Origin of the sequence: Acidovorax sp. 100, assembly GCF_003688355.1 — a bacterium.
GTDB lineage: Bacteria > Pseudomonadota > Gammaproteobacteria > Burkholderiales > Burkholderiaceae_C > Acidovorax > Acidovorax delafieldii.
On the sequence record NZ_REFD01000001.1, the window covers coordinates 2,744,504 to 2,770,290 of the forward strand.

General features: G+C 63.7%; 22 protein-coding genes. 16 read left to right on the plus strand and 6 right to left on the minus strand.

The genetic code is table 11. From position 1 onward, the window contains the following. Positions 1–4 precede the first annotated feature (4 nt). Together C8C96_RS12635 and C8C96_RS12640 are read right to left on the minus strand one after the other, a co-directional pair. Complete coding sequence (locus tag C8C96_RS12635; protein WP_121942541.1) at positions 5–907, minus strand: intradiol ring-cleavage dioxygenase; 903 nt, start codon at positions 905–907, stop codon at positions 5–7. Between the two features lie 213 nt (positions 908–1,120). Then, positions 1,121–1,720 (minus strand): TIGR00645 family protein, encoded by a 600-nt coding sequence (locus tag C8C96_RS12640; protein WP_056064456.1) that lies wholly within the window; start codon positions 1,718–1,720, stop codon positions 1,121–1,123. Positions 1,721–1,934: 214 nt separating this feature from the next. Between C8C96_RS12640 and acs the strand changes: the two genes are divergently transcribed. Next, on the plus strand, positions 1,935–3,929 hold the full coding sequence (gene acs / locus C8C96_RS12645) for an acetate--CoA ligase (protein ID WP_121942542.1): 1,995 nt from the start codon (positions 1,935–1,937) through the stop codon (positions 3,927–3,929). Between the two features lie 276 nt (positions 3,930–4,205). Further along, complete coding sequence (locus tag C8C96_RS12650; RefSeq protein ID WP_121942543.1) at positions 4,206–4,679, plus strand: LapA family protein; 474 nt, start codon at positions 4,206–4,208, stop codon at positions 4,677–4,679. 165 nt (positions 4,680–4,844) lie between these two features. Here the strand turns inward: C8C96_RS12650 and C8C96_RS12655 are convergent, their stop codons facing one another. Then, positions 4,845–5,150 (minus strand): c-type cytochrome, encoded by a 306-nt coding sequence (locus tag C8C96_RS12655; protein WP_056064447.1) that lies wholly within the window; start codon positions 5,148–5,150, stop codon positions 4,845–4,847. 115 nt (positions 5,151–5,265) lie between these two features. On the opposite strand from C8C96_RS12655, the gene C8C96_RS12660 reads away from it, so the two are divergent. The 5 genes from C8C96_RS12660 to C8C96_RS24650 all read left to right on the plus strand — a co-directional run bounded on the left by C8C96_RS12660 (position 5,266) and on the right by C8C96_RS24650 (position 9,990). Then, a complete protein-coding gene (locus C8C96_RS12660) occupies positions 5,266–5,508 on the plus strand; it encodes a TIGR04438 family Trp-rich protein (RefSeq protein WP_056064444.1) in 243 nt (80 codons plus the stop codon). 534 nt (positions 5,509–6,042) lie between these two features. Then, on the plus strand, positions 6,043–7,164 hold the full coding sequence (locus C8C96_RS12665; RefSeq protein WP_121942544.1) for a glycosyltransferase family 1 protein: 1,122 nt from the start codon (positions 6,043–6,045) through the stop codon (positions 7,162–7,164). An 11-nt stretch (positions 7,165–7,175) separates the two neighbouring features. Continuing rightward, entirely contained in the window at positions 7,176–8,006 is an 831-nt protein-coding gene (locus tag C8C96_RS12670) for an ABC transporter permease (protein ID WP_121942545.1), read from the plus strand. 26 nt (positions 8,007–8,032) lie between these two features. Next, complete coding sequence (locus C8C96_RS12675; RefSeq protein WP_121942546.1) at positions 8,033–8,794, plus strand: ABC transporter ATP-binding protein; 762 nt, start codon at positions 8,033–8,035, stop codon at positions 8,792–8,794. 29 nt (positions 8,795–8,823) lie between these two features. Next, a complete protein-coding gene (locus C8C96_RS24650) occupies positions 8,824–9,990 on the plus strand; it encodes a YncE family protein (protein WP_147455677.1) in 1,167 nt (388 codons plus the stop codon). A gap of 110 nt (positions 9,991–10,100) precedes the next feature. On the opposite strand, the gene ilvD (C8C96_RS12695) is transcribed toward C8C96_RS24650, so the two are convergent. Beyond that, positions 10,101–11,804, minus strand: coding sequence for a dihydroxy-acid dehydratase (ilvD, locus tag C8C96_RS12695; protein ID WP_121942549.1), 1,704 nt, complete (start codon positions 11,802–11,804; stop codon positions 10,101–10,103). Positions 11,805–12,049: 245 nt separating this feature from the next. Here ilvD (C8C96_RS12695) and ilvD (C8C96_RS12700) point away from each other — a divergent pair, with 245 nt between their 5' ends. Together ilvD (C8C96_RS12700) and lgt are read left to right on the plus strand one after the other, a co-directional pair. Beyond that, positions 12,050–13,909 (plus strand): dihydroxy-acid dehydratase, encoded by a 1,860-nt coding sequence (gene ilvD, locus C8C96_RS12700; RefSeq protein ID WP_121942550.1) that lies wholly within the window; start codon positions 12,050–12,052, stop codon positions 13,907–13,909. Positions 13,910–14,166: 257 nt separating this feature from the next. Next, on the plus strand, positions 14,167–14,994 hold the full coding sequence (lgt, locus tag C8C96_RS12705) for a prolipoprotein diacylglyceryl transferase (RefSeq protein ID WP_056064434.1): 828 nt from the start codon (positions 14,167–14,169) through the stop codon (positions 14,992–14,994). A gap of 82 nt (positions 14,995–15,076) precedes the next feature. Here lgt and C8C96_RS12710 read toward each other — a convergent pair whose 3' ends face one another. Further along, on the minus strand, positions 15,077–15,994 hold the full coding sequence (locus C8C96_RS12710) for a DMT family transporter (protein WP_121942551.1): 918 nt from the start codon (positions 15,992–15,994) through the stop codon (positions 15,077–15,079). 118 nt (positions 15,995–16,112) lie between these two features. Here C8C96_RS12710 and C8C96_RS12715 point away from each other — a divergent pair, with 118 nt between their 5' ends. The 6 genes from C8C96_RS12715 to C8C96_RS12740 all read left to right on the plus strand — a co-directional run bounded on the left by C8C96_RS12715 (position 16,113) and on the right by C8C96_RS12740 (position 23,294). Beyond that, positions 16,113–17,030 carry a LysR family transcriptional regulator gene (locus C8C96_RS12715; RefSeq protein ID WP_121943999.1) on the plus strand — a complete coding sequence of 306 codons (918 nt, stop codon included), beginning with the start codon at positions 16,113–16,115 and terminating at the stop codon, positions 17,028–17,030. 376 nt (positions 17,031–17,406) lie between these two features. After that, complete coding sequence (locus C8C96_RS12720) at positions 17,407–18,075, plus strand: GntR family transcriptional regulator (protein WP_056064427.1); 669 nt, start codon at positions 17,407–17,409, stop codon at positions 18,073–18,075. Further along, positions 18,072–19,571, plus strand: a complete 1,500-nt coding sequence (locus tag C8C96_RS12725; protein ID WP_121942552.1) for a malonyl-CoA decarboxylase — start codon at positions 18,072–18,074, stop codon at positions 19,569–19,571. Before C8C96_RS12720 ends, C8C96_RS12725 begins: the two co-directional genes overlap by 4 nt. A gap of 67 nt (positions 19,572–19,638) precedes the next feature. Continuing rightward, positions 19,639–20,628: a tripartite tricarboxylate transporter substrate binding protein gene (locus tag C8C96_RS12730; RefSeq protein ID WP_121942553.1), complete on the plus strand. Its 990-nt coding sequence runs from the start codon at positions 19,639–19,641 to the stop codon at positions 20,626–20,628. A 226-nt stretch (positions 20,629–20,854) separates the two neighbouring features. After that, positions 20,855–21,658 (plus strand): enoyl-CoA hydratase/isomerase family protein, encoded by an 804-nt coding sequence (locus C8C96_RS12735; RefSeq protein ID WP_056064421.1) that lies wholly within the window; start codon positions 20,855–20,857, stop codon positions 21,656–21,658. Positions 21,659–21,740: 82 nt separating this feature from the next. Continuing rightward, positions 21,741–23,294 carry a malonyl-CoA synthase gene (locus C8C96_RS12740; protein ID WP_121942554.1) on the plus strand — a complete coding sequence of 518 codons (1,554 nt, stop codon included), beginning with the start codon at positions 21,741–21,743 and terminating at the stop codon, positions 23,292–23,294. Positions 23,295–23,347: 53 nt separating this feature from the next. Here the strand turns inward: C8C96_RS12740 and C8C96_RS12745 are convergent, their stop codons facing one another. Then, a complete protein-coding gene (locus C8C96_RS12745) occupies positions 23,348–24,307 on the minus strand; it encodes a LysR substrate-binding domain-containing protein (protein WP_121942555.1) in 960 nt (319 codons plus the stop codon). Positions 24,308–24,534: 227 nt separating this feature from the next. On the opposite strand from C8C96_RS12745, the gene C8C96_RS12750 reads away from it, so the two are divergent. Then, positions 24,535–25,767, plus strand: coding sequence for an amidohydrolase family protein (locus tag C8C96_RS12750; RefSeq protein ID WP_121942556.1), 1,233 nt, complete (start codon positions 24,535–24,537; stop codon positions 25,765–25,767). The last annotated feature ends 20 nt before the right edge of the window (positions 25,768–25,787 follow it).

A 25,787-nucleotide genomic window follows, 5' to 3' on the forward strand; every position in this document is an offset into this window, starting at 1 on the left:
GGGCTCAGACCGCGATCGAAATCGTGATGCTGGCGGAGTAGCCGCCGCCGGTGTTGGCCTGCATGGTGGTCATCTCCAGCGTGGTGCCATCGCTGAAGACGTTGTCCGTGGCAAACGACATGGAGGCCAGGTTGCGCACGCTGGCGCTGTAGCCCGAATTGCTGCTGTAGATGCTGCTGAGCAGTGCGGTGGGGAAGGCCAGTTGCGTGGTCTTGATCTTGTTGGCGGCCTTGGTGGCCGATGCCAGCGTGGGGTAGATCTCCAGGTGCATGTGCGGCATGCGGCCCGCATAGCAGCCCGGAACGATGGTGGTGAAGGTCACGGTGCCGTTGGCGTCCGTGGCTTGCACGCCGCGCAGGTAGTTGTCGGCGATGTTGTTGGAGGTGTAGACCGAGTAGTTGCCGTCTTGCGTGCAGTGCCACAGGTAGATGGCGTAGCCCGACAGCGCCGCGCAGCTGGCGCTGGTGTTCGTCAGCGTGATGGTGATGGACAGCGGAACGCCGCTGACCTGGGTGGACGAACCCACCGAACTGCGGATGTCCGAGCGCACGATGCCGCTGAGCGCGAGCACGTTGTAGGTGTTGTTGCTGGCCGTGGAGCCGTCGGCAGGGTAAGGCCCTGCGGTTTCCTCGGGGACGACGGAGCAGGTGGTGGTTGTGCCGGTGCCTGTTCCGGTGCCAGTGCCCGATCCGGTACCGCTGCCGGTGCCTGACCCGGAGTCCGTGCTGCTGCCAGAGTCGGTGCTGTCACTGCCGCCGCCGCAGCCCCACAGGGAGGCGACGCCCAGCGAGCCGAGCGCGCTCAATGCCAGGCGGCGGCTGGTGGCGGTGTGTGTGGACGGGGAGGCTGCCGCAGCGGGTGCTTGCGCCGCGGCTGCGGTCGGGGAGAGAGAGGACAGAGGGGGCATGGATTTCTCCTTCGGGTGGGTCTGCACCGCACTGTGCCTACCGATTGAGGAGAAATCTGGGAGCGCCCAGGGCGCTGAATACCGAAGGGTGCTTACTTCAAATTTGATAGCTGCCAGTGCATACGCCACCAGCGCTACTGGCACTTTTGACTGATATTCTGGTCCCGGGGGCTCCCCCGGCGTTGCCGGGGAGCGTGGGGACCGTCGCCGTGCTCAGTGGCGGTCCGACGAGTGCGACATCAGCCGGTCGGTCAGCGCAATGGCCAGGGCGCTGAGCAGGAACACCACATGGATGATGGTTTGCCACATCAGCACCTTGAGGTCGTAGTTGGCGGCGTTGATGAAGGTCTTGAGCAGGTGGATGGAGCTGATGCCGATGATGGCGGTGGCCAGCTTGACCTTGAGCACCGAGGCGTTCACATGGCTCAGCCACTCGGGCTGGTCGGGGTGGTCTTCCAGGTGCAGGCGCGAGACAAAGGTCTCGTAGCCGCCGACGATCACCATGATCAGCAGGTTGGAGATCATCACCACGTCGATCAGCGCCAGCACCACCAGCATGATGATGGTCTCGTTGAGCGCGGTGACCTGGAAATCACTCTTGTAGCCAATGCTGGACACCAGGCTCTGCAGGGCCGCCGTGTTGCCAAACGCGGCTTCGATCAGGTGCACCAGTTCCACCCAGAAATGGAACACATACACCGCCTGCGCCAGGATCAGGCCCAGATACAGGGGCAGTTGCAGCCACCGGCTGGCGAAGATCATGGAAGGCAGGGGGCGCAGTGGCGCTGGGGGCTTGTGTTGGGGAGAGGACATGGCACTCGCAAAGGGTTGCAGGAGGCGCGATTTTAGGGGGGGCAGCATGTCCCTGCGGTGGCAGGTGGGTCTGCGCAGCCGGTGGCCCGGCCCTTGGCGACAGGCGGGCCGCAATGGCGTACTCTGTAAGCTTCGCGCCAGTCAGTGGCCTGTAAGTGCCGCGCCCGACAGTACCGCCCAATTCCAATTCCCATTAGATCCAGGAGACAACACCATGAGTGCGCCCACATCCGCCATCGAGTCCGTGCTGGTTGAGAACCGCGTGTTCCCGCCCTCGGACGCCATCGTCAAAGCCGCGCGCGTGTCCGGCATGGCTGGGTATGACGCACTGTGTGCCGAGGCCGAGAAGGACTTCGAGGGCTTCTGGGCGCGCCAGGCACGCGGCAACTTGCAGTGGACCAAGCCTTTCACCCGCACGCTGGACGAGTCCAACGCGCCGTTCTTCCAGTGGTTTGCCGATGGCGAACTCAATGCCTCGGCCAACTGCCTGGACCGCCACATCGGCACAGCCACCGAGAACAAGACGGCCATCATCTTTGAAGCCGACGATGGCACGGTCACCAAGATCACCTACAAGGAATTGCTGGCCCGCGTGAGCCAGTTTGCCAACGCGCTCAAGGCCCATGGCGTGGCCAAGGGCGACCGCGTGCTGATCTACATGCCCATGACCATTGAGGGCGTGATCGCCATGCAGGCCTGCGCTCGCATTGGCGCCACGCACAGCGTGGTGTTTGGCGGCTTCAGTGCCAAGGCCGTGCACGAGCGCATCATCGATGCCGGTGCCGTGGCCGTCATCACTGCCAACTACCAGATGCGTGGTGGCAAGGAGCTGCCGCTCAAGTCCATCATCGATGAAGCCCTGGCCATGGGCGGCTGCGACACCATCCGCAACGTGTTCGTCTATCAGCGCACGGCCACGGCCTGCAACATGGTGGCGGGGCGCGACAAGACCTTTGCCGAAGCGCTGGCGGGCCAAAGCACCGAGTGTGCCCCCGTGGCCGTGGGGGCTGAGCACCCGCTGTTCATCCTCTACACCAGCGGCTCCACCGGCAAGCCCAAGGGCGTGCAGCACAGCACCGGCGGCTACCTGCTGTGGGCCAAGATGACCATGGACTGGACGTTCGACTTGCGCGCCGATGATGTGTTCTGGTGCACGGCCGACATCGGCTGGATCACGGGCCACACCTACGTGGCCTACGGCCCGCTGGCTGCAGGCGCCACGCAGATCATCTTCGAAGGCATCCCCATCTTCCCGAACGCAGGCCGCTTCTGGCAGATGATTGAGCGCCACAAGTGCACCATCTTCTACACCGCCCCCACCGCCATCCGCTCGCTCATCAAGGCGGCCGAAGCCGACGAGGCGGTGCACCCCGCGCGCTCTGACCTGTCGAGCCTGCGCATCCTGGGCAGCGTGGGAGAGCCCATCAACCCCGAAGCCTGGATGTGGTACCACAAGAACGTGGGCGGCGAACGCTGCCCCATCGTGGACACCTTCTGGCAGACCGAAACCGGTGGCCATGTCATCACCCCGCTGCCCGGCGCCACGCCGCTGGTGCCCGGCAGCTGCACGCTGCCTTTGCCCGGCATCACGGCCGCCATCGTGGACGAGGTGGGCAACGACGTGCCCAACGGCGCCGGTGGCATCCTGGTCATCAAGCGCCCCTGGCCCAGCATGATCCGCACCATCTGGAACGACCCCGAGCGTTTCAAGAAAAGCTACTTCCCCGAAGAACTCAAGGGCTACTACCTGGCAGGCGACGGGGCGGTGCGCAGTGCCGACCGGGGCTACTTCCGCATCACCGGCCGCATTGACGACGTGCTGAACGTGTCCGGTCACCGCATGGGCACGATGGAGATCGAATCCGCCCTGGTCGCCAAGACCGATCTGGTGGCCGAGGCCGCCGTGGTGGGCCGCCCTGACGACGTGACCGGTGAAGCCATCTGTGCGTTTGTGGTGCTCAAGCGCTCGCGCCCCACGGGCGAAGAGGCCAAGCAGATCGCCAACGAACTGCGCAACTGGGTGGCCAAGGAAATCGGCCCCATTGCCAAGCCCAAGGACATCCGCTTTGGCGACAACCTGCCCAAGACCCGCAGCGGCAAGATCATGCGCCGCCTGCTGCGCAGCATCGCCAAGGGCGAGGCCATCACCCAGGACACCAGCACGCTGGAGAATCCGGCAATTCTGGATCAGTTGGCCCAGACCAACTGATCCAGAAGGCGCCGTGAAACGGCGCCAGCGCGCAGCGCTTGCCGGATTCGGGGACACTCATATCGCGCCGCGATGTGGTGTGGCCACAAAACTCGTTGATCACCCCGGTACGTGATCGAAGCAGCGGGCCCGCTCACCCGGCGGGCACGCAGCGCGCGTTGTAGGACGTGATCTCCAATCACTCCAGCGCTGGCAGCAATTGCCCGTGTATGCGTTACAACCGCAGCATGGCGTGACCGGCCACCCTGGCCGGGCGCTGCTGACCGGAGATTTCCCATGCACTTGCGTTCCATCGTTTTGCTGTTGACGGTGCTGGTGATTGCTGCACTGGCTGCATTGAACTGGCCTGCGCTGGCCGCCCCTTCCCTGGTATCGCTGGGGGTGGTGTCATTTGAAGCGCCGCTCGGGTTGCTCATGCTGGCGCTTACCGCCTTGTTGGGCATCTTCTTCGTGGCCTACGTGTTGTCGCTGCAGGGCTCGGTACTGCTCGAAACCCGCCGCCACACCAAAGAGATGCAGGCTCAGCGCGAGCTGGCTGACAAGGCCGAGGCGTCCCGCTTCACGGAGCTGCGTACATTCCTTGAAATCCAGCACAGTGAGGCCCATGCGGCGGTTCTGGCGCGGCTGGACCACCTGGAGGACCGCCTCGCCGCGCGCGCCGAGGAGTCTGACAACACCACGGCGGCCTATGTGGGCCAGCTGGAGCAGCAGCTGCGCTCCCGCAATTCGCTGGTGACCCCCATCGTGTAGGGCCTATCCTGTGGGTGATGTCCTGGAAGGCGCAGGTACGGTCTGCGAACTCAGGGGTCAAACGGGCGTTGTCTGCAGGCATTAAAAAAGCCGCGCACGATCAGTGACGCGGCTTTTTGCTGGGGCCGGGACGGTAGAACCCGCGGCCACTACAAGGGCGGTAAATTACTTTTGCGTCAGCACCCAGGCCGCCAGCTTCTTCGCTTCGGCGTCATTCACTTGCGCATTGGCGGGCATGGGCACTGGACCCCACACGCCAGAGCCACCCTTGACGATCTTGGCGGCCAGCTTGTCCACGGCGTCCTTCTGACCAGCGTATTTGGCTGCTACGTCCTTGTAGGCAGGCCCCACCAGTTTCTTGTCCACTGCGTGGCAAGCCATGCAGTTCTTGGAGGTGGCCAAGGCCAGGTCGGCCATCGCGGGTGCCGCAACCGACAGCGTCAAGGCGAGTGTGATCAGGGAACGCTTCATGGTGGGAATTCCTGTGGTTGAGTTACAGTGCTTTTAATGTGATTGTAGTGACTTGGGTTGACACGCAGTTGTCCCTGGTCAATCCCGCTTTTCGCGGCATTCTTTGGAGAGAGCGATGTATCTGCTGGGTCTGTCCCTTCTCATGCTGGCACTGAAATACTTCGAGATCGGCCCCGTGGCCACGTGGTCGTGGTGGTGGGTGCTGGCGCCCTTCGCGGCCACAGCGCTGTGGTGGGCCTGGGCTGATTCCACCGGCTACACCAAGCGCAAGGCCATGGAAAAGATGGATCAGCGCAAGAAGGACCGCATCAACAAACACAAGGAAGCACTGGGCATTCAGCCGCGCAAGCCGCGCTGAAGCCATCACGCCTTGACAGCAGTTTTCCGTGAGAGGTTCACCGCCAAGGGCGATTTAACCTTCGTCCATCGTTAGCTAGTCAGTCGGCTGTTGCCCAGTTAGCGAATGTTCGCCGTTCTTTACTGGCTTGTCGAACGCTCGACAATCTCGTGTCGCTAGCGTGAGTGTTACTCTTTGCTGGGGACTGGGTTAGCGTCAGGCAATTTTGAATCACACATGGGTCTGCAATTGACCTGCAGCATCTGCGAGCTGGTTAGGTAGCCTGGAGTCTCTCCTCTGAGTATCCAGGCATCAGCGATCCTTCGTCGAGCGAAATTCCTTGGACAGACTAGAGCGGTGAGCCTACTAGCGCTGGTGCGCTCTTCGCGGCGCAGGCCGCGTATCCGTCTGGTCTTTTGCGTATTCCTTGAAGGCTTGAAAAGGAGTATCTGACCAGATAAAGCACATGGAAAAAAATCGATCAGTGGCGCTTCGTCTCACTGTGAACCGTAGTCGTATGCGGTTTGTTTTGTTGGGGTTAAGAAAGAGAGTCTGATGAAGGTTGCTTTTGGTGTAAGCGTATTGGCGCGATGTATGCAGCAGGGTGGGGTAGACGGGATTGGTACCTACACCCGCGAATTGATGGCTGCTATGCCTCAATCTGCCCAACTGACGCCCTATCTTTTCGATCTTCCTGAAAGCAGTTGGACTGGCGTAACGGCTCCGCTGTCCTTTGGTTCGTTTCGTTACCAAGCGCTGGCTGCCATGTTGCCGTGGATGGACTTTGCCCACGCACGCCGTGCGGTGGGCACTGGCGTGGATCTGATACATGCCACAGACCATCTCGTCCCTCGTTTGCGAGGTGTACCCACTGTAGCCACGATTTTCGATGCCATACCGCTGTCCCATCCGGAATGGGTGCGATACCGTTTGAAGAGCTTAAAGAACGAACTGTGGCGGCGGACTGCGTTGTGGGCGCAGCATGTCATCACCATATCCGACTATTCCCGACAAGAAATTGCGACCCACTTTCGCATTCCGGAGGAGCGAATCACTGCAATCCCGTTGGGCGTGGGGGCTCAATGGCTGAAGCCTGTCGATGCTGCCCAGGGGGCTGCTGTGCGGGCTCGGCATTCGCTACCAGAAAGCTATTTGGTGAGTGTGGGCACGTTGCAGCCGCGCAAGAATATCGGACGACTCTTGTCTGCCCACGCCAGCCTCCCGGAGCACGTGCAGAGGGCGTGTCCACTGATCGTCGTCGGCAAACCCGGCTGGGGGTGTGAGGACGTCGTGGGACGCCTTTCCAGCGGACAGCTGAAGCATGTTAGATGGCTGGGGCATCTGCCAGATACCGAGCTTCAGGTAGTCATAAAGCGTGCGACGGCGTTGGTGTTTCCGTCATTGCATGAAGGATTTGGCTTGCCAGTGCTGGAGGCCTTCGCAGCAGGCGTGCCTGTGGTGGCTTCCAATACAACCTCCATTCCGGAAGTCGCAGGTGATGCGGCGCTCCTGGTCGACCCACTTCGTATCGATGAGCTATCAGGCGCGATGTGCCGAATTATTGAAGATTCTGCACTCGCAGGCCAATTGCGAGCTCGCGGGCGTGACAGGGTGCGTGGATTTACCTGGCAAGCGTGCGCTCAAAAGACTCTGCAGGTCTATGAGTCGATGATTTAAGTTTTTCTGTGATGACAAAACACACTACAACACCTAATGTATCTACGCGCCAGCGACAGATTCAACTGCTTGGGCGAGATGTCTGGAATGCCATGTTGGCGTGGCGCTTTTGGTGTTTCATGGGCTGGAATGATGTTGCCAAGCAGTATCGGCGGACGTTTCTGGGGCCAGTGTGGATTACGTTCAATACGGCCCTCTTCATCGTGGCATTCGGCTTGATTGGCGCGCAGCTTTTCAAGTATCCGGCTGACTGGTACCTGCCATATTTCTGTGCGGGGCATGTGCTGTTCGGGTATTTCAGCGCCCTGATCAATGAAGGCGCTCTAACGTACATCGCATCGGATGCCTTCCTGAAGCAGACGCCCTATCCGAAGATGGCCTTTGTCTTTCGCACCGTGTTCCGATGCACCATCTTGATGCTGCACAGTGCAGTGATTGTGCTTGCAGTGTTGTTGTGGGCAGGACGCTTGGGGGACGTGCAGTGGGGCGCATTGCTGGGAGCCTCCTTGATGACTCTGCTGGCAGCCACTTTCACCGTCGCCATCCTTGGGGGATTGGCGGCGCGTTTTCGTGATGTGACGGTAGCGCTCGGCAGCCTGATGCAGGTGAGCTTTTTTGTGACACCTGTTCTGTGGGTGCCCGACCAGCTGACTGAGCGCGCACAGTGGGTGGTGCATCTCAACCCTTTGGCGCTGTTTCTGGAGCTGATGCGTAGCCCCCTCATGGGATCCGTCCCAAGTCCCAGCAGCTGGGGCGCCGCGTTGGGGGTGATTCTGCTGCTGGCCTTGATTTTCTTCTGGCAATACGTGGCGATCCGTCGGCGGATTGTGTACTGGTTGTAATCCCCGTTCCCTTGCAGCATCCAAATATGGCCCATATCCAGTTGACTGGCGTATCGATTGATTTTCCCGTGTTCACCGCAAGGTCTCGGGGGTTGCTCAACACGGTGCTGGGGCTTCCCCGGCGCGAGAAGGCGCGCGTGGAATCCAGTGGTTTGCGACAGGTCAGTGTGCATGCGCTGCGCGACGTGAATCTGGCTCTGCGACCTGGCGACCGTGTCGGCCTGATCGGATCCAATGGCGCTGGCAAGACCACGCTGCTGCGCGTGCTGTCCGGTGTCTACGAGCCCATGCAAGGCGAACTGAATTTCGGTGGCAGAGTGGCAGCCCTAACCGACATCATGCTGGGCATGGATGTCGACGCCACCGGCTACGACAACATCATCATGCGGGGCATCGTCATGGGGCTGACGCGCAGGCAGGCCATGGATCTCATCCCTTCAGTAGAGACGTTCACCCAACTTGGAGAACATCTGCAGTTGCCTGTGAGAACGTACTCCCAGGGCATGCTCTTGCGGTTGGCATTTGCTGTGTCCACCAGCGTCGTTCCCGATATTTTGCTGATGGATGAAATGATTGGTGCCGGTGACGCACAATTTTTCAGCCAGGCCAGGGAGCGCATCAATGGCCTGATTGAGCAGGTTTCCATCCTGGTGCTGGCGTCCCACAACGAGGTTATTCTCAAGAGCTTCTGCAATCGCGCATTGGTCATGAAGGATGGACGCATCGTGATGGACGGACCCGTGGATGAAGCCCTGGCTTTTCATAACCAGCAGCAAGGAGTGCTCTAGTGAGAGTGGCATGTACGGGCCCTCAAGAGTTGCTCGATGCCGTGCTGTCGATGGGGCGAACCGAAGATGTGAGCTGGTCGCCCGATGGACGCCGTTTGGTACTTGCTGCAATCACTCTGGATCGTTTGCTTGTCGTGGGGCTGGACTGTCAGCTCGAGAGTGGTCGGCAGGTGGTTTGTCTGACGGATGCGGTGGAGATATCCTCCACCAGTCTTAGACGCCCCCACGGCGTTTGCTGGGTGGGCAATAGTGTCATCGCAGTAGCCAGCCGAGAGGGCAATGTTTCACTATTCAAAGTGCCTGAGGCAGATGGCCTGACCTCGGCATGCGACCTTCGGCCGGTGGCGGTGATCGGTAAGCGTGAGACAGAACTCCTCAGCACTCCTGGAAGCTTGTGCGTACGTGATCTGGGCGCGGACCTGCACGAACTTTGGGTATGCAACGGCTTTTCCCATTATGTAACCCATCATCTGCTGGATGCCGCGAGCGGCTTTGCCCATCTGGACGCCCAACAGCTCATGCACAAGGGGCTGGAGTTGCCGGACGGGATAGCGTTAGACGCCAACGGGGAATGGGCGGCCGTCAGCAATCACGATCATCACGCAGTAGCGCTCTACCGCAATGACGAGTTTCTTGATCCCAGCAAGGAGCCGGCAGTGCAACTCGGTGGAGTCCACTATCCCCATGGCCTGTGCTTTGTTGCGGGCGGTCGCATCTTGCTTGTAGCGGACGCGGGAGCTCCCACCGTGGCGGTGTTCTACCGCGCTGCGCCGGGGTGGCAGGATCTGCCTGAACCGCACCGTTCGATACGGGTGCTGGACGACGCAGTGTTTCAGCAAGGCCATCACAACCCCCGTGAAGGTGGCCCCAAGGGCATTGATGTGCACGAGCCCTGGGGCTTGATGGTCGTCACCTGCGCGGAGCAGCCGCTGGCCTTTTTTGATATTGGCGAGATCGTAGACGGCGCGCGGGGACAGGGGCATGAAAACGCCTGTGATGCGACGCCTGCAGACCGGATGCGCGTCAACACGCTTCGGCTGGTGCGCGATGTCACCGCGCGCGAGGCCGCGGTGACTGCTGCCGTCCGAAAAGAGGTGGAGCTGATGCGTATGAGCTGGTCGTGGCGTCTGACTGCACCATTGCGGATGGTGACTGACCAATGGATTCGGTGGCGATCCAAGCGGCACCCAATTTAAAGGGAGCTCCAGCCCCGGCTGCAGTCAGACGCGGGTGAGGGCGCAGCCGATTCCTCGCTGGGGCAGAACAGGCCGCTGCGTCGCAGCCCTTCAGTCTTTTGCCTCGGCAATCAATAGGCGTCCAGCACCGCTCCCTTGCTGGCGCTGGATGCGTTGAACGCAAACTTGGCCTGCACACCACGGGTGTAGCGTGGGGAAGGGGCGGTCCAGGCGGCGCGGCGCTTGGCGATTTCTGCCTCGGGCACGTTCAGCTCCAGCAGCAGCTGGCGTGCGTCGATGGTGATGCTGTCGCCCTCGTTGACGAAAGCAATCGTGCCTCCGGCTGCGGCCTCGGGCGCCACGTGGCCGACCACCATGCCCCAGGTGCCGCCGGAGAAGCGGCCGTCGGTGATCAGGCCCACGCTCTCACCCAAGCCTGCTCCGATCAGCGCACCGGTGGGTGCCAGCATTTCTGGCATGCCGGGGCCGCCCTTGGGGCCCAGGTAGCGCAGCACCATCACGTCACCGGCCTTGATCTTGCCCGCCAGGATGGCTTCGAGTGCCGATTGTTCGTCGTCGAATACGCGGGCCGGGCCGGTGATGACGGGGTTCTTCAAGCCCGTGATCTTGGCCACCGCGCCTTCGGGGCTCATGTTGCCCTTGAGGATGGCCAGGTGGCCTTGCGCGTACATAGGCTTGTCGATAGGACGAATCACGTCCTGGTCGGCGCGTGGCTCGTCCGGCACATCCTTCAGCACCTCGGCAATCGTCTTGCCTTCGATGGTGAGGCAGTCGCCATGCAGCAGGCCCGCATTGAGCAAGATCTTCATGACCTGAGGAATGCCCCCTGCGCGGTGCAGATCCACCGCCAGGTACTTGCCGCTGGGCTTGAGGTCGCACAACACAGGCGTCTTTACGCGCACGCGCTCGAAGTCGTCGATGCTCCACTCCACGCCTGCCGCATGGGCAATCGCCAGGAAGTGCAGCACCGCGTTGGTCGAGCCGCCCGTGGCCATGATCACAGCCACGGCGTTCTCGATGGATTTACGGGTCACGATGTCGCGCGGCTTGATGTCCTTCTTGATGGCCTCGATCAGCACCTTGGCCGACTCCTTGGCCGAGTTCATCTTCTCGTCGTGCGGGTTGGCCATGGTGGACGAATAGGGCAGGCTGATGCCCAGGGCCTCGAACGCGCTGCTCATGGTGTTGGCGGTGTACATGCCGCCGCACGAGCCCGTGCCCGGGATGGCGCGTTTCTCGATTTCTTTCAGGTCAAAGTCGCTCAGCTTGCCCGCAGCGTTCTCGCCCACGGCCTCGAACACGCTCACGATGTTCAGGTCCTTGCCCTGGTAGTGGCCGGGCAGGATGGTGCCGCCATAGACATAGATGGCGGGCACGTTGGCGCGCAGCATGCCCATCAGGCCGCCGGGCATGTTCTTGTCGCAGCCGCCCACCACCAGCACGCCATCCATCCACTGGCCGCCCACGCAGGTTTCGATGCAGTCGCTGATGACTTCGCGGCTGACCAGGCTGTACTTCATGCCTTCGGTGCCCATGGCCATGCCGTCGCTGATGGTGGGGGTGCCGAACACCTGGGCGTTGCCACCCGCTTCTTCGATTCCCGCGATGGCCGCGTCGGCCAGCTTCTGCAGGCCGCTGTTGCAGGGCGTGATGGTGCTGTGGCCGTTGGCCACGCCCACCATGGGTTTCACGAAGTCGCCTTCCTCGTAGCCCATGGCGTAGTACATGGAGCGGTTGGGTGCGCGCGACTTGCCCTGGGTGATGTTGGCGCTGCGGCGGTTGATGGGTGCGGAGGGCTTGCTGGAGTCGGTCATCGTGGGGCGTCCTGGTCTCGGGGTTGGGGCTGGAGCGGAATGGGTCATTCTGCCAGCGCCGTCGCAGCGCGTGGGGGCTGCCCCCGCAATCCCCAACGCCACCGCCCCGGGCGGGCCTGTGGGGCTGGGCGATAATTGACAGGTTTGCCCCCGGCACGGCTCAAGAGGTTGTCTGCACGGGCGCGCGAGGGGCCTTTATGAGTCCGGCCCGCTTCCCTTCCAGCGATTTTTCAGAAGCCAGCACGATGCCCATCTACCGTTCCAAAACCTCCACCGCCGGTCGCAACATGGCAGGCGCGCGTTCCCTGTGGCGCGCCACCGGCATGAAAGACGATGACTTCAGCAAGCCGATCATCGCGGTGGTCAATTCGTTCACCCAGTTCGTGCCCGGCCACGTGCACCTTAAGGACCTGGGCCAGCTGGTGGCCCGCGAGATCGAAGCCGCTGGCGGCGTGGCCAAGGAGTTCAACACCATTGCCGTGGACGACGGCATTGCCATGGGCCACGACGGCATGCTGTATTCGCTGCCCAGCCGCGACATCATTGCCGACTCGGTCGAGTACATGGTCAACGCGCACTGCGCCGACGCCATGGTCTGCATTTCCAACTGCGACAAGATCACCCCCGGCATGCTGATGGCCGCCATGCGCCTGAACATTCCGGTGATCTTCGTTTCGGGTGGCCCGATGGAAGCGGGCAAGACCCGCCTGGCCAACCCGGTCACCAAGGTCATGGAGTTCAAGAAGCTCGACCTGGTGGACGCGATGGTGATTGCCGCCGACACCAACTACTCCGACGCCGATGTGGCCGAGGTCGAGCGCTCGGCCTGCCCCACCTGCGGTTCGTGCTCGGGCATGTTCACCGCCAATTCCATGAACTGCCTGACCGAGGCGCTGGGCCTGTCGCTGCCCGGCAACGGCACGGTGGTGGCCACCCATGCCGACCGCGAGCGGCTCTTCAAACGCGCCGGTCGCCGCATCGTCGAGATCGCCAAACAGTATTACGAGCAGGATGACGAACGCGTGCTGCCCCGCTCGGTGGGCTTCAAGGCGTTTGAAAACGCAATGACGCTGGACATCGCCATGGGCGGCTCCACCAACACCATCCTGCACCTGCTGGCCATTGCGAGCGAGGCCGAGATTCCTTTCACCATGGCCGATATCGACCGCCTCTCGCGCGTGGTGCCGCAGCTGTGCAAGGTGGCGCCCAACACCAACAAGTATCACATCGAAGACGTGCACCGTGCTGGCGGCATCATGGCCATCCTGGGCGAGCTGGACCGTGCAGGCAAGCTGCACACCGACGTGCCCACGGTGCACACCGCCACGCTCAAGGACGCGCTGGACCAGTGGGACATCGTGCGCACGCAGGACGAGGCCGTGCGCACCTTCTACATGGCGGGCCCCGCAGGCATCCCCACCCAGGTGGCGTTCAGCCAGAACACGCGCTGGCCCAGCCTGGACCTGGACCGCGCCGAGGGCTGCATCCGGTCGTACGGCCACGCTTTCAGCAAAGAGGGCGGCCTGGCCGTGCTGACCGGCAACATCGCGGTGGACGGCTGCGTGGTCAAGTCGGCCGGTGTGGACGAAAGCATCCTGGTGTTCGAGGGCACGGCCCACGTGACCGAGTCGCAGGACGAAGCCGTGGCCAACATCCTGGCCGACAAGGTCAAGGCCGGTGACGTGGTCATCGTGCGCTATGAGGGCCCCAAGGGCGGCCCCGGCATGCAGGAAATGCTCTACCCCACCAGCTACATCAAGTCCAAGGGCCTGGGCAAGGCCTGCGCGCTGCTGACGGACGGCCGCTTCTCGGGTGGCACTTCGGGCCTGTCGATTGGCCACTGCTCGCCGGAAGCCGCTGCGGGCGGTGCCATCGGACTGGTGCAGAACGGCGACCGCATCCGCATCGACATCCCCAACCGCACGATCAACGTGCTGGTGAGCGATGAAGAACTGGCCAAGCGTCGCGAAGTACAGAACGCCAAGGGCTGGAAGCCCGCCCAGCCACGCCCGCGCAAGGTGTCGGCCGCGCTCAAGGCTTATGCCAAGCTGGTGATGTCTGCCGACAAGGGCGCCGTGCGCGATTTGTCGCTGCTGGACGACTGAGGGGCAGCCTTGCAGGGCCAACAGCCCTGCCGCCGCACCGAAGCCGCGCCTGGAGGGCGCGGCTTTTTTGTTTTTGCTCCACTTTTGATAGCTGTCGGTGCATGACGGACTAGCGCTTCCTCGGCTTTTTATTCAAAAAAGGGTTGTGTGGGTCCAACTGATCGTTCTGGCGCGGCAGCGGCCACCCGGTGGTCTTGCCCGAGGCAGTAGGCCCTGACTGCGGGGTCATCCCCAGCGCGGGCACAATACCCGCCACCATGTTGACCTATCCCCACATCGACCCCGTCGCCCTGCAGATCGGCCCACTGGCTGTGCACTGGTATGGCCTGACCTATCTTGCGGCCTTTGGCCTGTTCATGCTGCTGGGCATCCGGCGCTTGCGGCACCCGCCCTTTGCCTCCATCACGGGGCCCGGCGCCTGGACGCGTAAGGATGTGGAAGACATCCTCTTTTTGGGGGTGGCTGGCGTGGTCATTGGCGGGCGGCTGGGCTACTGCCTGTTCTACAAGCCGGGCTACTACCTGAGCCACCCGCTGGAAATTTTTGCCGTGTGGCAGGGCGGCATGGCCTTCCATGGCGGGCTGCTGGGTGTGGTGGTTTCGATGCTGTGGTTTGCCCATTCGCGTCAGCGCCCCTGGCTGCAGGTGGCTGATTTTGTGGCGCCCTGCGTGCCCACGGGGTTGGCGGCAGGGCGGGTAGGCAACTTCATCAACGGCGAACTGTGGGGTCGCTTTGCCAGCCCCGATCTGCCCTGGGGCATGGTGTTTGCGCACAGCGGCTCCATGCAGCCGCGCCATCCGTCGCAGGTCTACCAGTTCCTGATGGAAGGATTGCTGCTGTTCATCCTGCTGTGGCTGTATGCCCGCAAGGAGCGTCGCCCCGGCCAGGTGGCTGCCGCTTTCCTGTTCGGCTACGGTGTGTTCCGCTTCATTGCCGAATATTTCCGCGAGCCCGACGCCTTCCTGGGCATCCTGTCGCTGGGTATGAGCATGGGGCAATGGCTGTGTGTGCCCATGATCGTGGGTGGCGCAGCGATGTGGCTGTGGGCGCAGCGGCAGCCGGTGGGGGCGCTGGTTTCGAGATAAAACGGGCGATAGCGCCGGTGTTTTATGCCCGAGCAGCTATCAAATTGGTAGTGATTGGACCGAGTAGCGGGTAAGCAGGCGGTCAATGCCGCGCATCACCCCGCCGCGCCATCGTCCACAGGGCGGCCCCCACGATGAGTGCACCGCCCACCCAGCCCGTGACGCTGAGCTGCTCTCCCAGCCAGAACACCGCAAACAGCGCGCCAAAGGCGGGCTCGCTGCTGGTCAGCAAGCCCACCCGCGTGGGCGAGCTGTGGCGCAGCGCCCAGTTCTGGGCCACAAAGGCAAACACCGTGCAGCCCGCCACCAGGTAGACGCAGGCCCACCAGAAAGCGCTGGCTTGGGTGAGCGACGGCAGCGGGGGCAGCTTGCCCGGCAAAGCCAGCGCCAGCAGCAGGCAGCCCACCCCGATCACGCCCGACTGCACCGCCGTGAGGGCCAGCACGGGTGCGTTGCGGCGACGGGTGAGCCGCGTGGTCTGGCACACGGTGATGGCACGCAGCACGGCGGCCGCCAGCATCAGGGCGTCGCCCCAACCCCACTGGCCGGTGTACCCCCCGCTGAGCAGGGCTGCGCCGAGCAGGGAGACGGCGGCAAAACCAAACATCACACGCTCGGGCCGCTGGCGCAGCAGCCACCACTCGGCAAACGGTGTGAACACCACGCACAGACTGATCAAAAACGCGGCATTGCTGGCCTGCGTGAGCGCCAGGCCAAAGGTCTCGCAGAGAAAGATGCCCAGCATCAGCCCACCCAGCGGCAGACCGGCCACCAACGCATCGCGCCGCTCGGGCGCAGTGGCGCGCAGCAGGGCCGGGAGCAGCACCACAAAGGTCAGGAGGAAGCGCACGGCCAAAAAACCCAGCACCGGGTAGAACACCAGGGCCCCCTTGGCCACGCCATAGCTGGTGCCCCACACCACGGCGACCAGCAGCAAGGCCAGGTCAGAAAGGCGCGGGGCCAGCGGGGAAGGGGCGGACAGGGGCAGGGTGTGTGACATGGGGCGCAGATTGGGGGGGAGGCTGTGGGGCGCCGCGCGTGGCGGCGATGGGCTGGGGAAATTATCAATTTGCGTCCATGCATTGATAATCGCTGCCAAAGAACTGCACTTGTTCCCCATGCGCATCAATCAGCCCCTGGACAGCCTCCCCGACATGGCGGTGTTTGCGCGTGTGGTGGATGCGGGCAGCTTCTCGGCCGCCGCGCGGCAGCTGGGCATCACCCCGTCGGCGGTTAGCCGCCAGGTGGCTCGGCTGGAAGGGGCGCTGCGCGTGCGCCTGCTGGAGCGCACCACCCGCAAGCTGCGGCTGACCGATGCGGGCACGGCGGTCTACAGCCGCTGCCAGGACATGGTGTCTGCCGCGCGCGAGGTGTGGGCGCTGAGCGACACCCACTCTGCCGCGCCATCGGGGATGGTGCGCATGAGCATGGCGAAGGCGGTGGGGCGCCAACTCGTTCACCCCCTGGTGCTGCCGTTTTTGCAGAAATACCCCGAGGTCGATGTGCAACTGCTGATCACCGACCGCACGGTGGACCTGTTCGAGGAACCCATCGACCTGGCCCTGCGTGTGACCGACACGCCACCCCCGGGCCTGGCCGGGCGGCCGCTGGCCACGTTGCGCCATTTGGTTTGCGCCAGCCCGCGTTACCTGGCCGAGCGGGGCCACCCGCAGCACCCGCGCGACCTGGAGCACCACGCCTGCATCACCCTGGGCGAGGACGAGCGCGACCGGCACTGGCGCTTCGAGCGCGCAGGCGAATCCGCCACGGTGGCCGTGCGCGGGCGCTATGTGGCCAACCACAGTGAGGTGCGGCTGGAGGCCGCGCTGAGCCACCTGGGCATTGCCAGCCTGCCGGGCTTTACCGCGCGCGCTGCGTTGGCGCGGGGTGACCTGGTGACCGTGTTGCCCGACTGGGAGCACAAGACCTCGTACGCGGGCACGGCCTGGGTGCTGTACCCGTCCCACCGGTTTCTGCCCGCCAAGCTGCGGGTGTGGATCGACCACCTGGTGGAAGGTTTTGCGGGCGTGGAGTGAAGCGGGGGAGGGGCGTGAGGGCAGGGCGACCGTGCGGTGGGCGCAGCGGGTGTTGCACCCTCGGCCGCTCATCTGGCCCGGGGCTGATCACCCAACGACGGTGCCTTGGGTCCAGCAGCAAAGTTCGCCACCCTTGCTGCTATGTGGCACGCAGCGTTGCGCAACCACCGCAGTCGCCGTCTTTTGTGTAACCAAAGTCTGCAAATCACGGTTTACACCTTGTCATTTTGCGTAATTATGAGAAATTACACACATGGCGAGGCAATCGCCTCTGTTGTCAGCTGTTAGTGGTGTGTTGCAGGCATTCGGCCTGCGCCGTGCTTCTGTCGCTGACAGCCGATGCCTCGCGGGTTGGTGCCCTGGAGCCTTGTTTTACATGCGTCCTGTCCCGAATTCACTGCACGACGAAGTCGCCTCCCGGCTGCGGGAGCAGATTTTTGCGGGCGCCTTGCCGCCCGGCAGCTTTCTGGACGAGGCGGCCTTGTGCGAGCGGCTGGAGATCTCGCGCACCCCGCTGCGCGAAGCGCTCAAGGTGCTGGTGGCCGAGGGGCTGCTGCGCCATGAGCCGCGCCGGGGTTGTTTTGTGGCCGAGGTCACCGAGAGCGATCTGGACAACATCTTTCCCGTCATCGCATTGCTGGAGGGGCGAGCCGCACACGAGGCCACGCGCAAGGCCGTGGCGGCCGACATTGCCGCGCTGGAGCTGCTGCACGAGCGACTGCAACAGTGCGCGGCCGACGGGCGCATGACCGACTACTACGAAGCCAACTACGCCATCCACGAGGCCTTCATCACGCTGGCGGACAACCGCTGGCTGGCCCAGGTGATTGGCGACCTGCGCAAGATCCTGCGGCTGGCACGCCACAAGACGCTGCATGCCCCCGGGCGCATGCAGCAAAGCCTGGCAGAGCATCTGGCCGTGTTTGCCGCGCTCAAGGCGCGCGACTGCGACGCGGCCGAGGAGGCCATGCGCACCCATCTGTTGCGCCAGCGCGATGCGCTGCGCGATGTAGCCCGCAACCAGCAATCGAGGTTGACCCCATGATCAACAGCACTCCCGAATGGATCACCCGCAGCGTGTCACGCCTGCGCACTGCCGCGCCTGCCGCCGACAAGGCGGGGGACAAGACCGCCGACAAGTCTGCCAAGGCCTCACTCGACAAAACCGTGACCGATGTGGTCGCCAAGGTCGCGGTGCCGCGTTCTACCAACGAGCGTCTGCAGGCCACTCTGCGGCGCGGCCAGGAGGCGTTGTCGCCCCGCGCATTGCGCCGTCTGCTGGCCGACCTGCAGGAGGTGGTGGCGCCCCAGGTGAGCGAGATCGAAGGTGGCCGCCGCGCCCAGGCCGTGGCCGACTGGTATGCGAAGGCCGAGCCCGAGGAAAGGCGCGACATGTGGCTGCTGATGTGCGAGCAGTTCGCACCGGATGCCACGCGCTTCAAGTCGGCCCGCCAGCGTTACGAAGCGGCGGCGGGCACGGCCGAAGAAGGGCAGGCCGAGATCAGCCTGCGCCGTGCGCTGGTATCGCCCCGCACGCGGCTGCTGCAGCGGTTTTCGGCGTTCCCCGAGGGCATGCGTTTTCTGGTGGATATGCGCGCAGAAATCCTGCCGCTGCTCAAGGCCGACAAGCGCCTGCTGCCGCTCGATGCCGAGCTGGAGCATTTGTTTTCGACCTGGTTCGACGTGGCCTTTCTGGAGCTGCGCCGGCTGTCGTGGGACTCGCCCGCCTCGCTGCTCGAAAAGCTCATCAAGTACGAGGCCGTGCACGACATCCGCAGCTGGGCCGACCTGAAGAACCGCCTGGACAGCGACCGCCGCTGCTATGGCTTCTTTCACCCGCGCCTGCCCAACGAGCCGCTGATCTTTGTGGAGGTGGCGCTGGTGGACAAGATTTCGTCCAGCATCACGCCGCTGCTGGACGAGGCTGCTGCGCCCGTGGACATCGCACGGGCCACCACGGCCATCTTCTATTCCATCAGCAACACGCAAACGGGGCTGCGCGGCGTGAGCTTTGGCGACTCGCTCATCAAGCATGTGGTGGAAACGCTCACGGCCGAGTTCCCGCGCCTGCGCACCTTTGCCACGCTGTCGCCCATTCCGGGTTTCCGCGCTTGGCTGGGCAAACATGCAGGGGCCATGCTGGACCGCCTGGACGACAAGCGCCGCAGCGAGCTGGGCCGCGCGGTGGGCTTCGAGCCGCCGCAGGCCACGCATTTGCTCGGGGCGGTGGACAAGGCGCTGGAGCTGGACGCCAAATCCCCCGTGCGCCAGATGCTGCTGGAATGCGCCGCGTACTATCTGGGCCGCGAGCTGCAAGAGGGCAAACCGGCAGACCCCGTGGCCCGCTTCCACCTGGGCAACGGCGCGCGGGTAGAGCGCCTGAACTGGGCGGGTGACCCGTCCAGCAAGGGGCAGAAACAATCGTACGGGCTCATGGTGAACTACCTGTACGACTTGAAGCGCATCGACAGGCATCGCAGCTTGCTTGCGCAGGGCAAGGTGCCAGTGTCGGGGGACATCGACAGCCTTTGCCGCGACTGACGGGGCGGCCGGCAAGATGCCGGGCGGACCAGTGACCGCGTATTTTTACAACGACAGGAGACAAGGAATGACTGATTCGCGAATCCAACGCCGGGGTGTATTGCTCGGCGCTGCGGCTGCAGGCCTGGGCCTGGCCAGCAGCAATAGCTGGGCCCAAAGCACCTGGCCCAGCAAGCCCGTGACGGTGGTGGTGCCGTTCCCCGCCGGTGGCGGCACCGATGCGTTTGCCCGGCCGCTGGCTGCGCAGTTTTCCAAAAGCACAGGCAAGACGCTGGTGATCGACAACCGGGGTGGCGCCGGGGGCACGCTGGGTGCCAGCATTGCGTCCAAGGCGGCGCCCGATGGCTACACGCTGTTCATGGGCGCCGTGCACCACGCGATTGCCCCTGCGATGTACCCCAAGCTTGACTACGACATCGAGAAAGACTTCATTCCCCTGGCGCTGCTGGCCAACGTGCCCCAGGTGTTGGTGGTCAATCCCAAGACGCCGTCCACCAACTTCAAGCAGTTTCTGGACTACATCAAGCGCAACCCTGCCAAGCTCAACTACGGTTCGGCCGGAGCAGGCACCTCGCACCATCTGGCAGGCGAGCTGTTCAAGCAGCAGACAGGCACCTTCATCACCCACATCCCCTACCGGGGCGCGGGCCCCGCGCTGCAGGATCTCATTGGCGGCAACGTGGACATGATGTTCGACGGCCTGGGCTCGTCAGCCAATCACATCAAGAGCGGCCGCATCAAGGCGCTGATGGTGTCCGGCGCCAAGCGCAACCCCGCATTCCCCGACGTACCCTGCGCCTCCGAAGTGGGCCTGCCCGACTACACCGTGACCACCTGGTACGGCCTGTGGGCGCCCAAAGGCACACCGGCCGACGTGCAGGCCCGCATCGTGGACGAGATCAAGCGCCTGGGCACCGCCGATGACCTCAAGGCCGTGTGGGCCAGTAACGGCGCGGACTACGGCGGCATGACGCAGCAGCAGTTTGGCGCGTTTGTGAGCAGCGAGGTCAAGCGCTGGGCGGCGGTGGTGAAGGCGTCTGGCGCAAAGCTTGATTAACCCCCAAGACGGTGCAAACAAACCCGCCATGCCCGCTCGCTCTGCAAAAGCGCACACCGTCGTTGTTGCAAATGCTCGCCATAGCCGGTGCTATGGCTGCGCTTTGCGCCATCCCCCGAGGGGGACGCCACCCGTGGCCTGGCAAAGCCAGTTCCACGGTGGCGCTGGCGATGGCATGGCGGGGTGAGAAGGTCGCGGGGGGTATGTGAAGGAAATGGATACCAGGATGTCGGGTGAAGTGTTGATGAATGCTGGGGAGGGCGGGGTGGTGCATGTCACCCTGCGCCACACCGGGCGGCTGAATGCCATGTCGCGGCCCATGTGGCGGCAGTTGCGTGCGGTGTTTGAAGACGTGCAGCGCTCGGCCGATGCGCGCTGTGTGCTCATCGCGGGCGAGGGCGGGGCGTTCTGTGCGGGCGGAGACATTTCAGAGTACCCCGGCTTCCGTTTTGACGCGGCCGCGCTGCGCGACTTTCATGAAAACGACGTGTGGGGCGGGCTCAATGCCATGCTCCAGTGCGACGTGCCCATCGTGGCCCAGATCAGCGGCGCCTGCATGGGCGCCGGCGTGGAGATTGCCAGCTGCTGCGACATCCGGGTGGCGGGCAATGGCGCGCGTTTTGGCGCACCGATTGCCAAGCTGGGCTTCCCGATGGCCCCGCGCGAGGCGCAGCTGGTGGCAGGTGCAGTGGGCGACGTGACCGCACGCCAGATGCTGCTGGAGGCCGCCACCTTCAGCGCCCCCGACATGCTGGCACGCGGCTTTTTGAGCCGGGTGGTGGCCGACGACATGGTGGCCACCGAAGCCCTGGGCAGTGCCCAGCGCATTGCCGCGCTGGCGCCCCAGGCCGCCCGCATGAACAAACAGACGTTTCGGGCGCTGAAAGCGCCTGTAGCGCTACAAAATCATGCCTTGTCTGCTATTGAAAACATAGTAAACGGCCCTGCCGACCCCTATGCCTACGCCGCCAGCGCCGAGCACCGCGAAGGGATCTCTGCTTTTCTGGACAAGCGCGCGCCGGTGTTCTGACCGGCGCCTCCGCCCCCGCTTTCTCCCATTCAGTCAGTCCCAACCTCTCAACCCAGCCACCCAGCCCATTGAAGTCTGAGCCATGAGCCAACACAACCTCTTCAGCGCCCTGCGCGCCGCTTTCCCGTCCGACCTGGACAGCACTGCCGTTGAGACCACGGCGGCAGACGGCACCCCGCTGTTCTACACCTGGCGCGATCTGGACCGCGCCAGCGCCCGCATCGCCAACCTGCTTGCGTCGCTCAAGCTGCCCGAAGGCAGCCGCGTGGCCGTGCAGGTCGAAAAGTCTGTCGAAGCCATGGCGCTGTACCTGGCCACGCTGCGTGCGGGCTACGTCTTTTTGCCGCTCAACACCGCCTACCAAAGCGCCGAGATCGAATACTTCATCGGCAACGCCGAGCCGGCCGTGGTGGTGTGCTCGCCCGGCAACTTTGGCTGGGTCAGCAAGATTGCCTTCACCCTGGGCACGCAGCATGTCTTCACCCTGGGTGACGACCGTACCGGCAGCCTGCTGGAGCGTGCAGCGCACCACGGCGACGAGCACCAGGCCGTGTCCCGCAGCGCCGACGACCTGGCCGCCATCCTGTACACCAGCGGCACCACCGGCCGCAGCAAGGGTGCCATGCTCACGCACGGCAACATGCTCAGCAATGCCGTCATGCTCAAGGACTACTGGGGCTGGAAGAAGGGGGACGTGCTCATCCACGCGTTGCCCATCTTCCACGTGCATGGCCTGTTCGTGGCCATCCATGGCGCGCTCATCAACGGCAGCAAGATGATCTGGATGGCCAAGTTCGACCCCAAGGCCGTCATCGCCGCCATGCCCCGCGCCACCGTGTTCATGGGCGTGCCCACACTGTACGTGCGCATGCTGGCCGAGGCTGGTTTGAACAAACAGGCCGTCAAGAACATGCGCCTGTTCATCGCAGGCTCTGCACCGCTGCTCATCGAAACCTTCAAGGAATGGCAGCAACGCACCGGCCACACCATCCTGGAGCGCTACGGCATGAGCGAAACCATCATGCTCACCAGCAACCCCTACAGCGCTGACAAGCGCTACAACGGGCAGGACGAACGCCGTGGCGGCACCGTGGGCTTCCCCCTGCCGGGTGTGAGCCTGCGCGTGCAGGGCGATGGCGGCAAAGACCTGCCCGTGGGCGAGATCGGCGGCATCCAGGTCAAGGGCCCCAACGTGTTCAAGGGCTACTGGCGCATGCCTGAAAAGACGGCCGAAGAGTTCACCAAAGATGGCTACTTCAAGACCGGCGACGTGGGCAAGGTGGACGAGCGCGGCTACGTGCACATCGTGGGCCGCAGCAAAGACCTGATCATCAGCGGCGGCTACAACGTCTACCCCGCAGAGATCGAGGGCTACATCAACGAAATGCCCGGCGTGGCCGAAAGCGCCCTGGTCGGCGTGCCACACCCTGACTTTGGCGAAGTGGGCGTGGCCGTGGTCATTGCCAAGCCCGGTGCCAGCCTGGACGCCGATGCCATCGTGGCCCAGCTCAAGTCGCAGTTGGCCAACTTCAAAATCCCCAAGAGGTGCTTCGTGGTGTCCGAGCTGCCGCGCAACACCATGGGCAAGGTGCAAAAGAACCTGCTGCGGGATCAGTACAAAGGGTTGTTCGCCTGAGGCAGGCCCGTGAGTGGAGGCCTTCGCACTGGCAAAAATAGTGTGAACAGGCCCTAGCCCGCTGCAGGGGCCTGGGGGTTGCAGAAAATGCAGGGCGTGGCGGCTGGCGCCGCGGCGCCCTCGGCATGGTTGCAGCAGTGTTCCAGCCACCCCGCCACCAGCCGGTACACCGACAAATTGGTGCGTGCCGTGGGCGCGCACAGGTAGTAGCCGAGCGGGCTGTCAAAGCGGTCTTTCAGGGGCTCTACGAGAGTGCCTGCCGCTAGCTCGTCCTCCACCAGGCAGGTGGGCACGATGCCCACGCCAAAGCCTGAAACCGCTGCACGGATGATGAGTGAATACAGGTTGAAGCCCGGCCCGAACCGGCTGGCGCTGGTGTCCAGGCCGTGGGCTTCCATCCAGTCCTGCCAGGCCAGGGGCACCTCAATGTGCTGCAGCAGCGTGGCGCGCATCAGGTCTTGCGGGGTGTCCAGGGGCAGGGCGGCCTGCAGTTGCGGGCTGCACACGATGCTGGTTTCCTTGCCAATCAGGTAGCGCGCATTGGCGCTGGGCCAGTTGCCGTAGCCGTACTGGATGGCGGCGTCGAACTCATGCGGTGTCGCAAAGTCGTGTGCGTGCTGGTAGCGCACAAAGTTCAGCGACACCTGCGGCAGCGTGCGCTTGAAGTGTCCCAGGCGCGGAAACAGCCACTGTGCCGCAAACGTGGGCGGGACCGACAGGTTCAGCGAGCCGCCATCACCCCCGTACGACATGAGCTGTGCCGTGGCCGATTCCAGCGCGGCCATGGCGGGGCGGGTGGCGTTGAGGTAGGTGGCACCCGCCTCGGTCAGCTCCAGCCCGGTGGCTTTGCGGATGAACAGCTTCTGGCCCAGGTAGTCTTCCAGCGCCGCGATGTGGCGGCTGATGGCGCTTTGCGTCACGCACAGCTCGCGCGCGGCCATGGTGAAGGCCTGGTGCTTGGCGGCGGAATGAAAGGCGTTCAGCTCAGAGATGGTGGGGCACAGGCGGCGCATAGTGGTGGCCTAGGGTGTATGAGTAGGGCTCATGGGATGGTGAGATTTTAGGCGTTGCGGATAAGGGCAATTGGCCCGATAAATGCGTCCTGTGACAGCAACGTGTCAAGCGCCACACTCTGTAGATGCTGCAATGCACCAGATGGATGCTTGATGGTCTTCATGGCCCCCTGAAAAAGCAGGCTATGAGTAATTTTGAAGCCATCGCGCCCACTTTGACGAATCTCATGACCTCTTTGTTGATTGAAAACAGCCGTGTGCTGGATGTCCACGCACTCACACTGCGCACCGGCCTGTCCGTTCTGGTGCAGGACGGCCGCATTGCGGCGGTAGGCACCGACCTGCAGGTGCCAGAAGGGACCACCACGCTCGACGCCAAGGGCATGACCCTGATGCCCGGCCTGATCGACTGCCACGTGCACGTGGTGGCGTCTTCGTTCAACCTGGGCGCCGTGGCCAAGATGCCTAACGTGTTCACCATGATGCGCTCGCTGCCCATCATGAAGGGCATGCTGGAGCGGGGCTTTACCACCGTGCGTGATGCGGGCGGCGCCGACTGGTCGCTGGCCGAGGCGGTGCGCACGGGGCTGGTGCAGGGGCCGCGCATCTTCCCTGCGGGCAAGGCGCTGTCGCAAACCGGCGGGCATGCGGATTTCCGTCAGCGCAACGATGACCTGGATGTGTGTTCGTGCGCCTACAAGCTCGGCAACATCGGCCGCGTGGTCGATGGCGTGGATGCTTGCCGCCTGGCGGTGCGTGAAGAAATTCTGAAGGGCGCCACGCAGATCAAGGTGATGGCCTCGGGCGGTGTGGCTTCGCCCAACGACCCGATTGGCAACCTGGGCTATTCCGAAGCCGAGCTGCACGCCATTGTGGAAGAGGCATCCAATGCCAACACCTATGTCATGGCCCACGCCTACACGCCCCGCGCCATCGCCCGCGCCGTGCGCTGCGGCGTGCGCACCATCGAGCACGGCAATCTGGTGGATGCGCCCACGGCAGAGTTCATGGCCGAGATGGGCGCGTTCATGGTGCCCACGCTCATCACCTACGAGGGCCTGGCCAACGAGGGCGAGCGTTATGGTCTGCCTGCGGTGTCGATTGCCAAGATCGATTCGGTGCGCGGCCAGGGCAAGCAGGCCATCGAGATCCTGGCCAAGGCGGGCGTGAAGATGGGCCTGGGCAGCGACTTGCTGGCCGAGACGCATTACCTGCAGTCCGACGAGTTGCGCTTGCGCGCGGAGATTCTGGGCAATGGCCCGGTGCTGCAGCAGGCCACGCTGATTGGCGCGGAGATTCTGGGCCAGCAAGGCCAGCTGGGCGAAGTCACGGTCGGTGCCATTGCCGACATCTTGCTGGTCGATGGCAACCCGTTGACCGACATCACCTGCCTGCTGAACCAGGGCGAGCGCATTCGCGCCATCGCCAAGGACGGCGTGTGGGTCAAGAACACCCTTTGAGTCCCTTTCACCCCCTCACC

Coding starts and splice junctions, on each gene's coding strand:
- C8C96_RS12635 (WP_121942541.1), bottom strand. CDS start 907: ATGCCCCCTCTGTCCTCTCTCTCCCCGACCGCAGCCGCGGCGCAAGCA.
- C8C96_RS12640 (WP_056064456.1), bottom strand. CDS start 1,720: ATGTCCTCTCCCCAACACAAGCCCCCAGCGCCACTGCGCCCCCTGCCT.
- acs (WP_121942542.1), top strand. CDS start 1,935: ATGAGTGCGCCCACATCCGCCATCGAGTCCGTGCTGGTTGAGAACCGC.
- C8C96_RS12650 (WP_121942543.1), top strand. CDS start 4,206: ATGCACTTGCGTTCCATCGTTTTGCTGTTGACGGTGCTGGTGATTGCT.
- C8C96_RS12655 (WP_056064447.1), bottom strand. CDS start 5,150: ATGAAGCGTTCCCTGATCACACTCGCCTTGACGCTGTCGGTTGCGGCA.
- C8C96_RS12660 (WP_056064444.1), top strand. CDS start 5,266: ATGTATCTGCTGGGTCTGTCCCTTCTCATGCTGGCACTGAAATACTTC.
- C8C96_RS12665 (WP_121942544.1), top strand. CDS start 6,043: ATGAAGGTTGCTTTTGGTGTAAGCGTATTGGCGCGATGTATGCAGCAG.
- C8C96_RS12670 (WP_121942545.1), top strand. CDS start 7,176: ATGACAAAACACACTACAACACCTAATGTATCTACGCGCCAGCGACAG.
- C8C96_RS12675 (WP_121942546.1), top strand. CDS start 8,033: ATGGCCCATATCCAGTTGACTGGCGTATCGATTGATTTTCCCGTGTTC.
- ilvD (WP_121942549.1), bottom strand. CDS start 11,804: ATGACCGACTCCAGCAAGCCCTCCGCACCCATCAACCGCCGCAGCGCC.
- ilvD (WP_121942550.1), top strand. CDS start 12,050: ATGCCCATCTACCGTTCCAAAACCTCCACCGCCGGTCGCAACATGGCA.
- lgt (WP_056064434.1), top strand. CDS start 14,167: ATGTTGACCTATCCCCACATCGACCCCGTCGCCCTGCAGATCGGCCCA.
- C8C96_RS12710 (WP_121942551.1), bottom strand. CDS start 15,994: ATGTCACACACCCTGCCCCTGTCCGCCCCTTCCCCGCTGGCCCCGCGC.
- C8C96_RS12715 (WP_121943999.1), top strand. CDS start 16,113: ATGCGCATCAATCAGCCCCTGGACAGCCTCCCCGACATGGCGGTGTTT.
- C8C96_RS12720 (WP_056064427.1), top strand. CDS start 17,407: ATGCGTCCTGTCCCGAATTCACTGCACGACGAAGTCGCCTCCCGGCTG.
- C8C96_RS12725 (WP_121942552.1), top strand. CDS start 18,072: ATGATCAACAGCACTCCCGAATGGATCACCCGCAGCGTGTCACGCCTG.
- C8C96_RS12730 (WP_121942553.1), top strand. CDS start 19,639: ATGACTGATTCGCGAATCCAACGCCGGGGTGTATTGCTCGGCGCTGCG.
- C8C96_RS12735 (WP_056064421.1), top strand. CDS start 20,855: ATGTCGGGTGAAGTGTTGATGAATGCTGGGGAGGGCGGGGTGGTGCAT.
- C8C96_RS12740 (WP_121942554.1), top strand. CDS start 21,741: ATGAGCCAACACAACCTCTTCAGCGCCCTGCGCGCCGCTTTCCCGTCC.
- C8C96_RS12745 (WP_121942555.1), bottom strand. CDS start 24,307: ATGCGCCGCCTGTGCCCCACCATCTCTGAGCTGAACGCCTTTCATTCC.
- C8C96_RS12750 (WP_121942556.1), top strand. CDS start 24,535: ATGACCTCTTTGTTGATTGAAAACAGCCGTGTGCTGGATGTCCACGCA.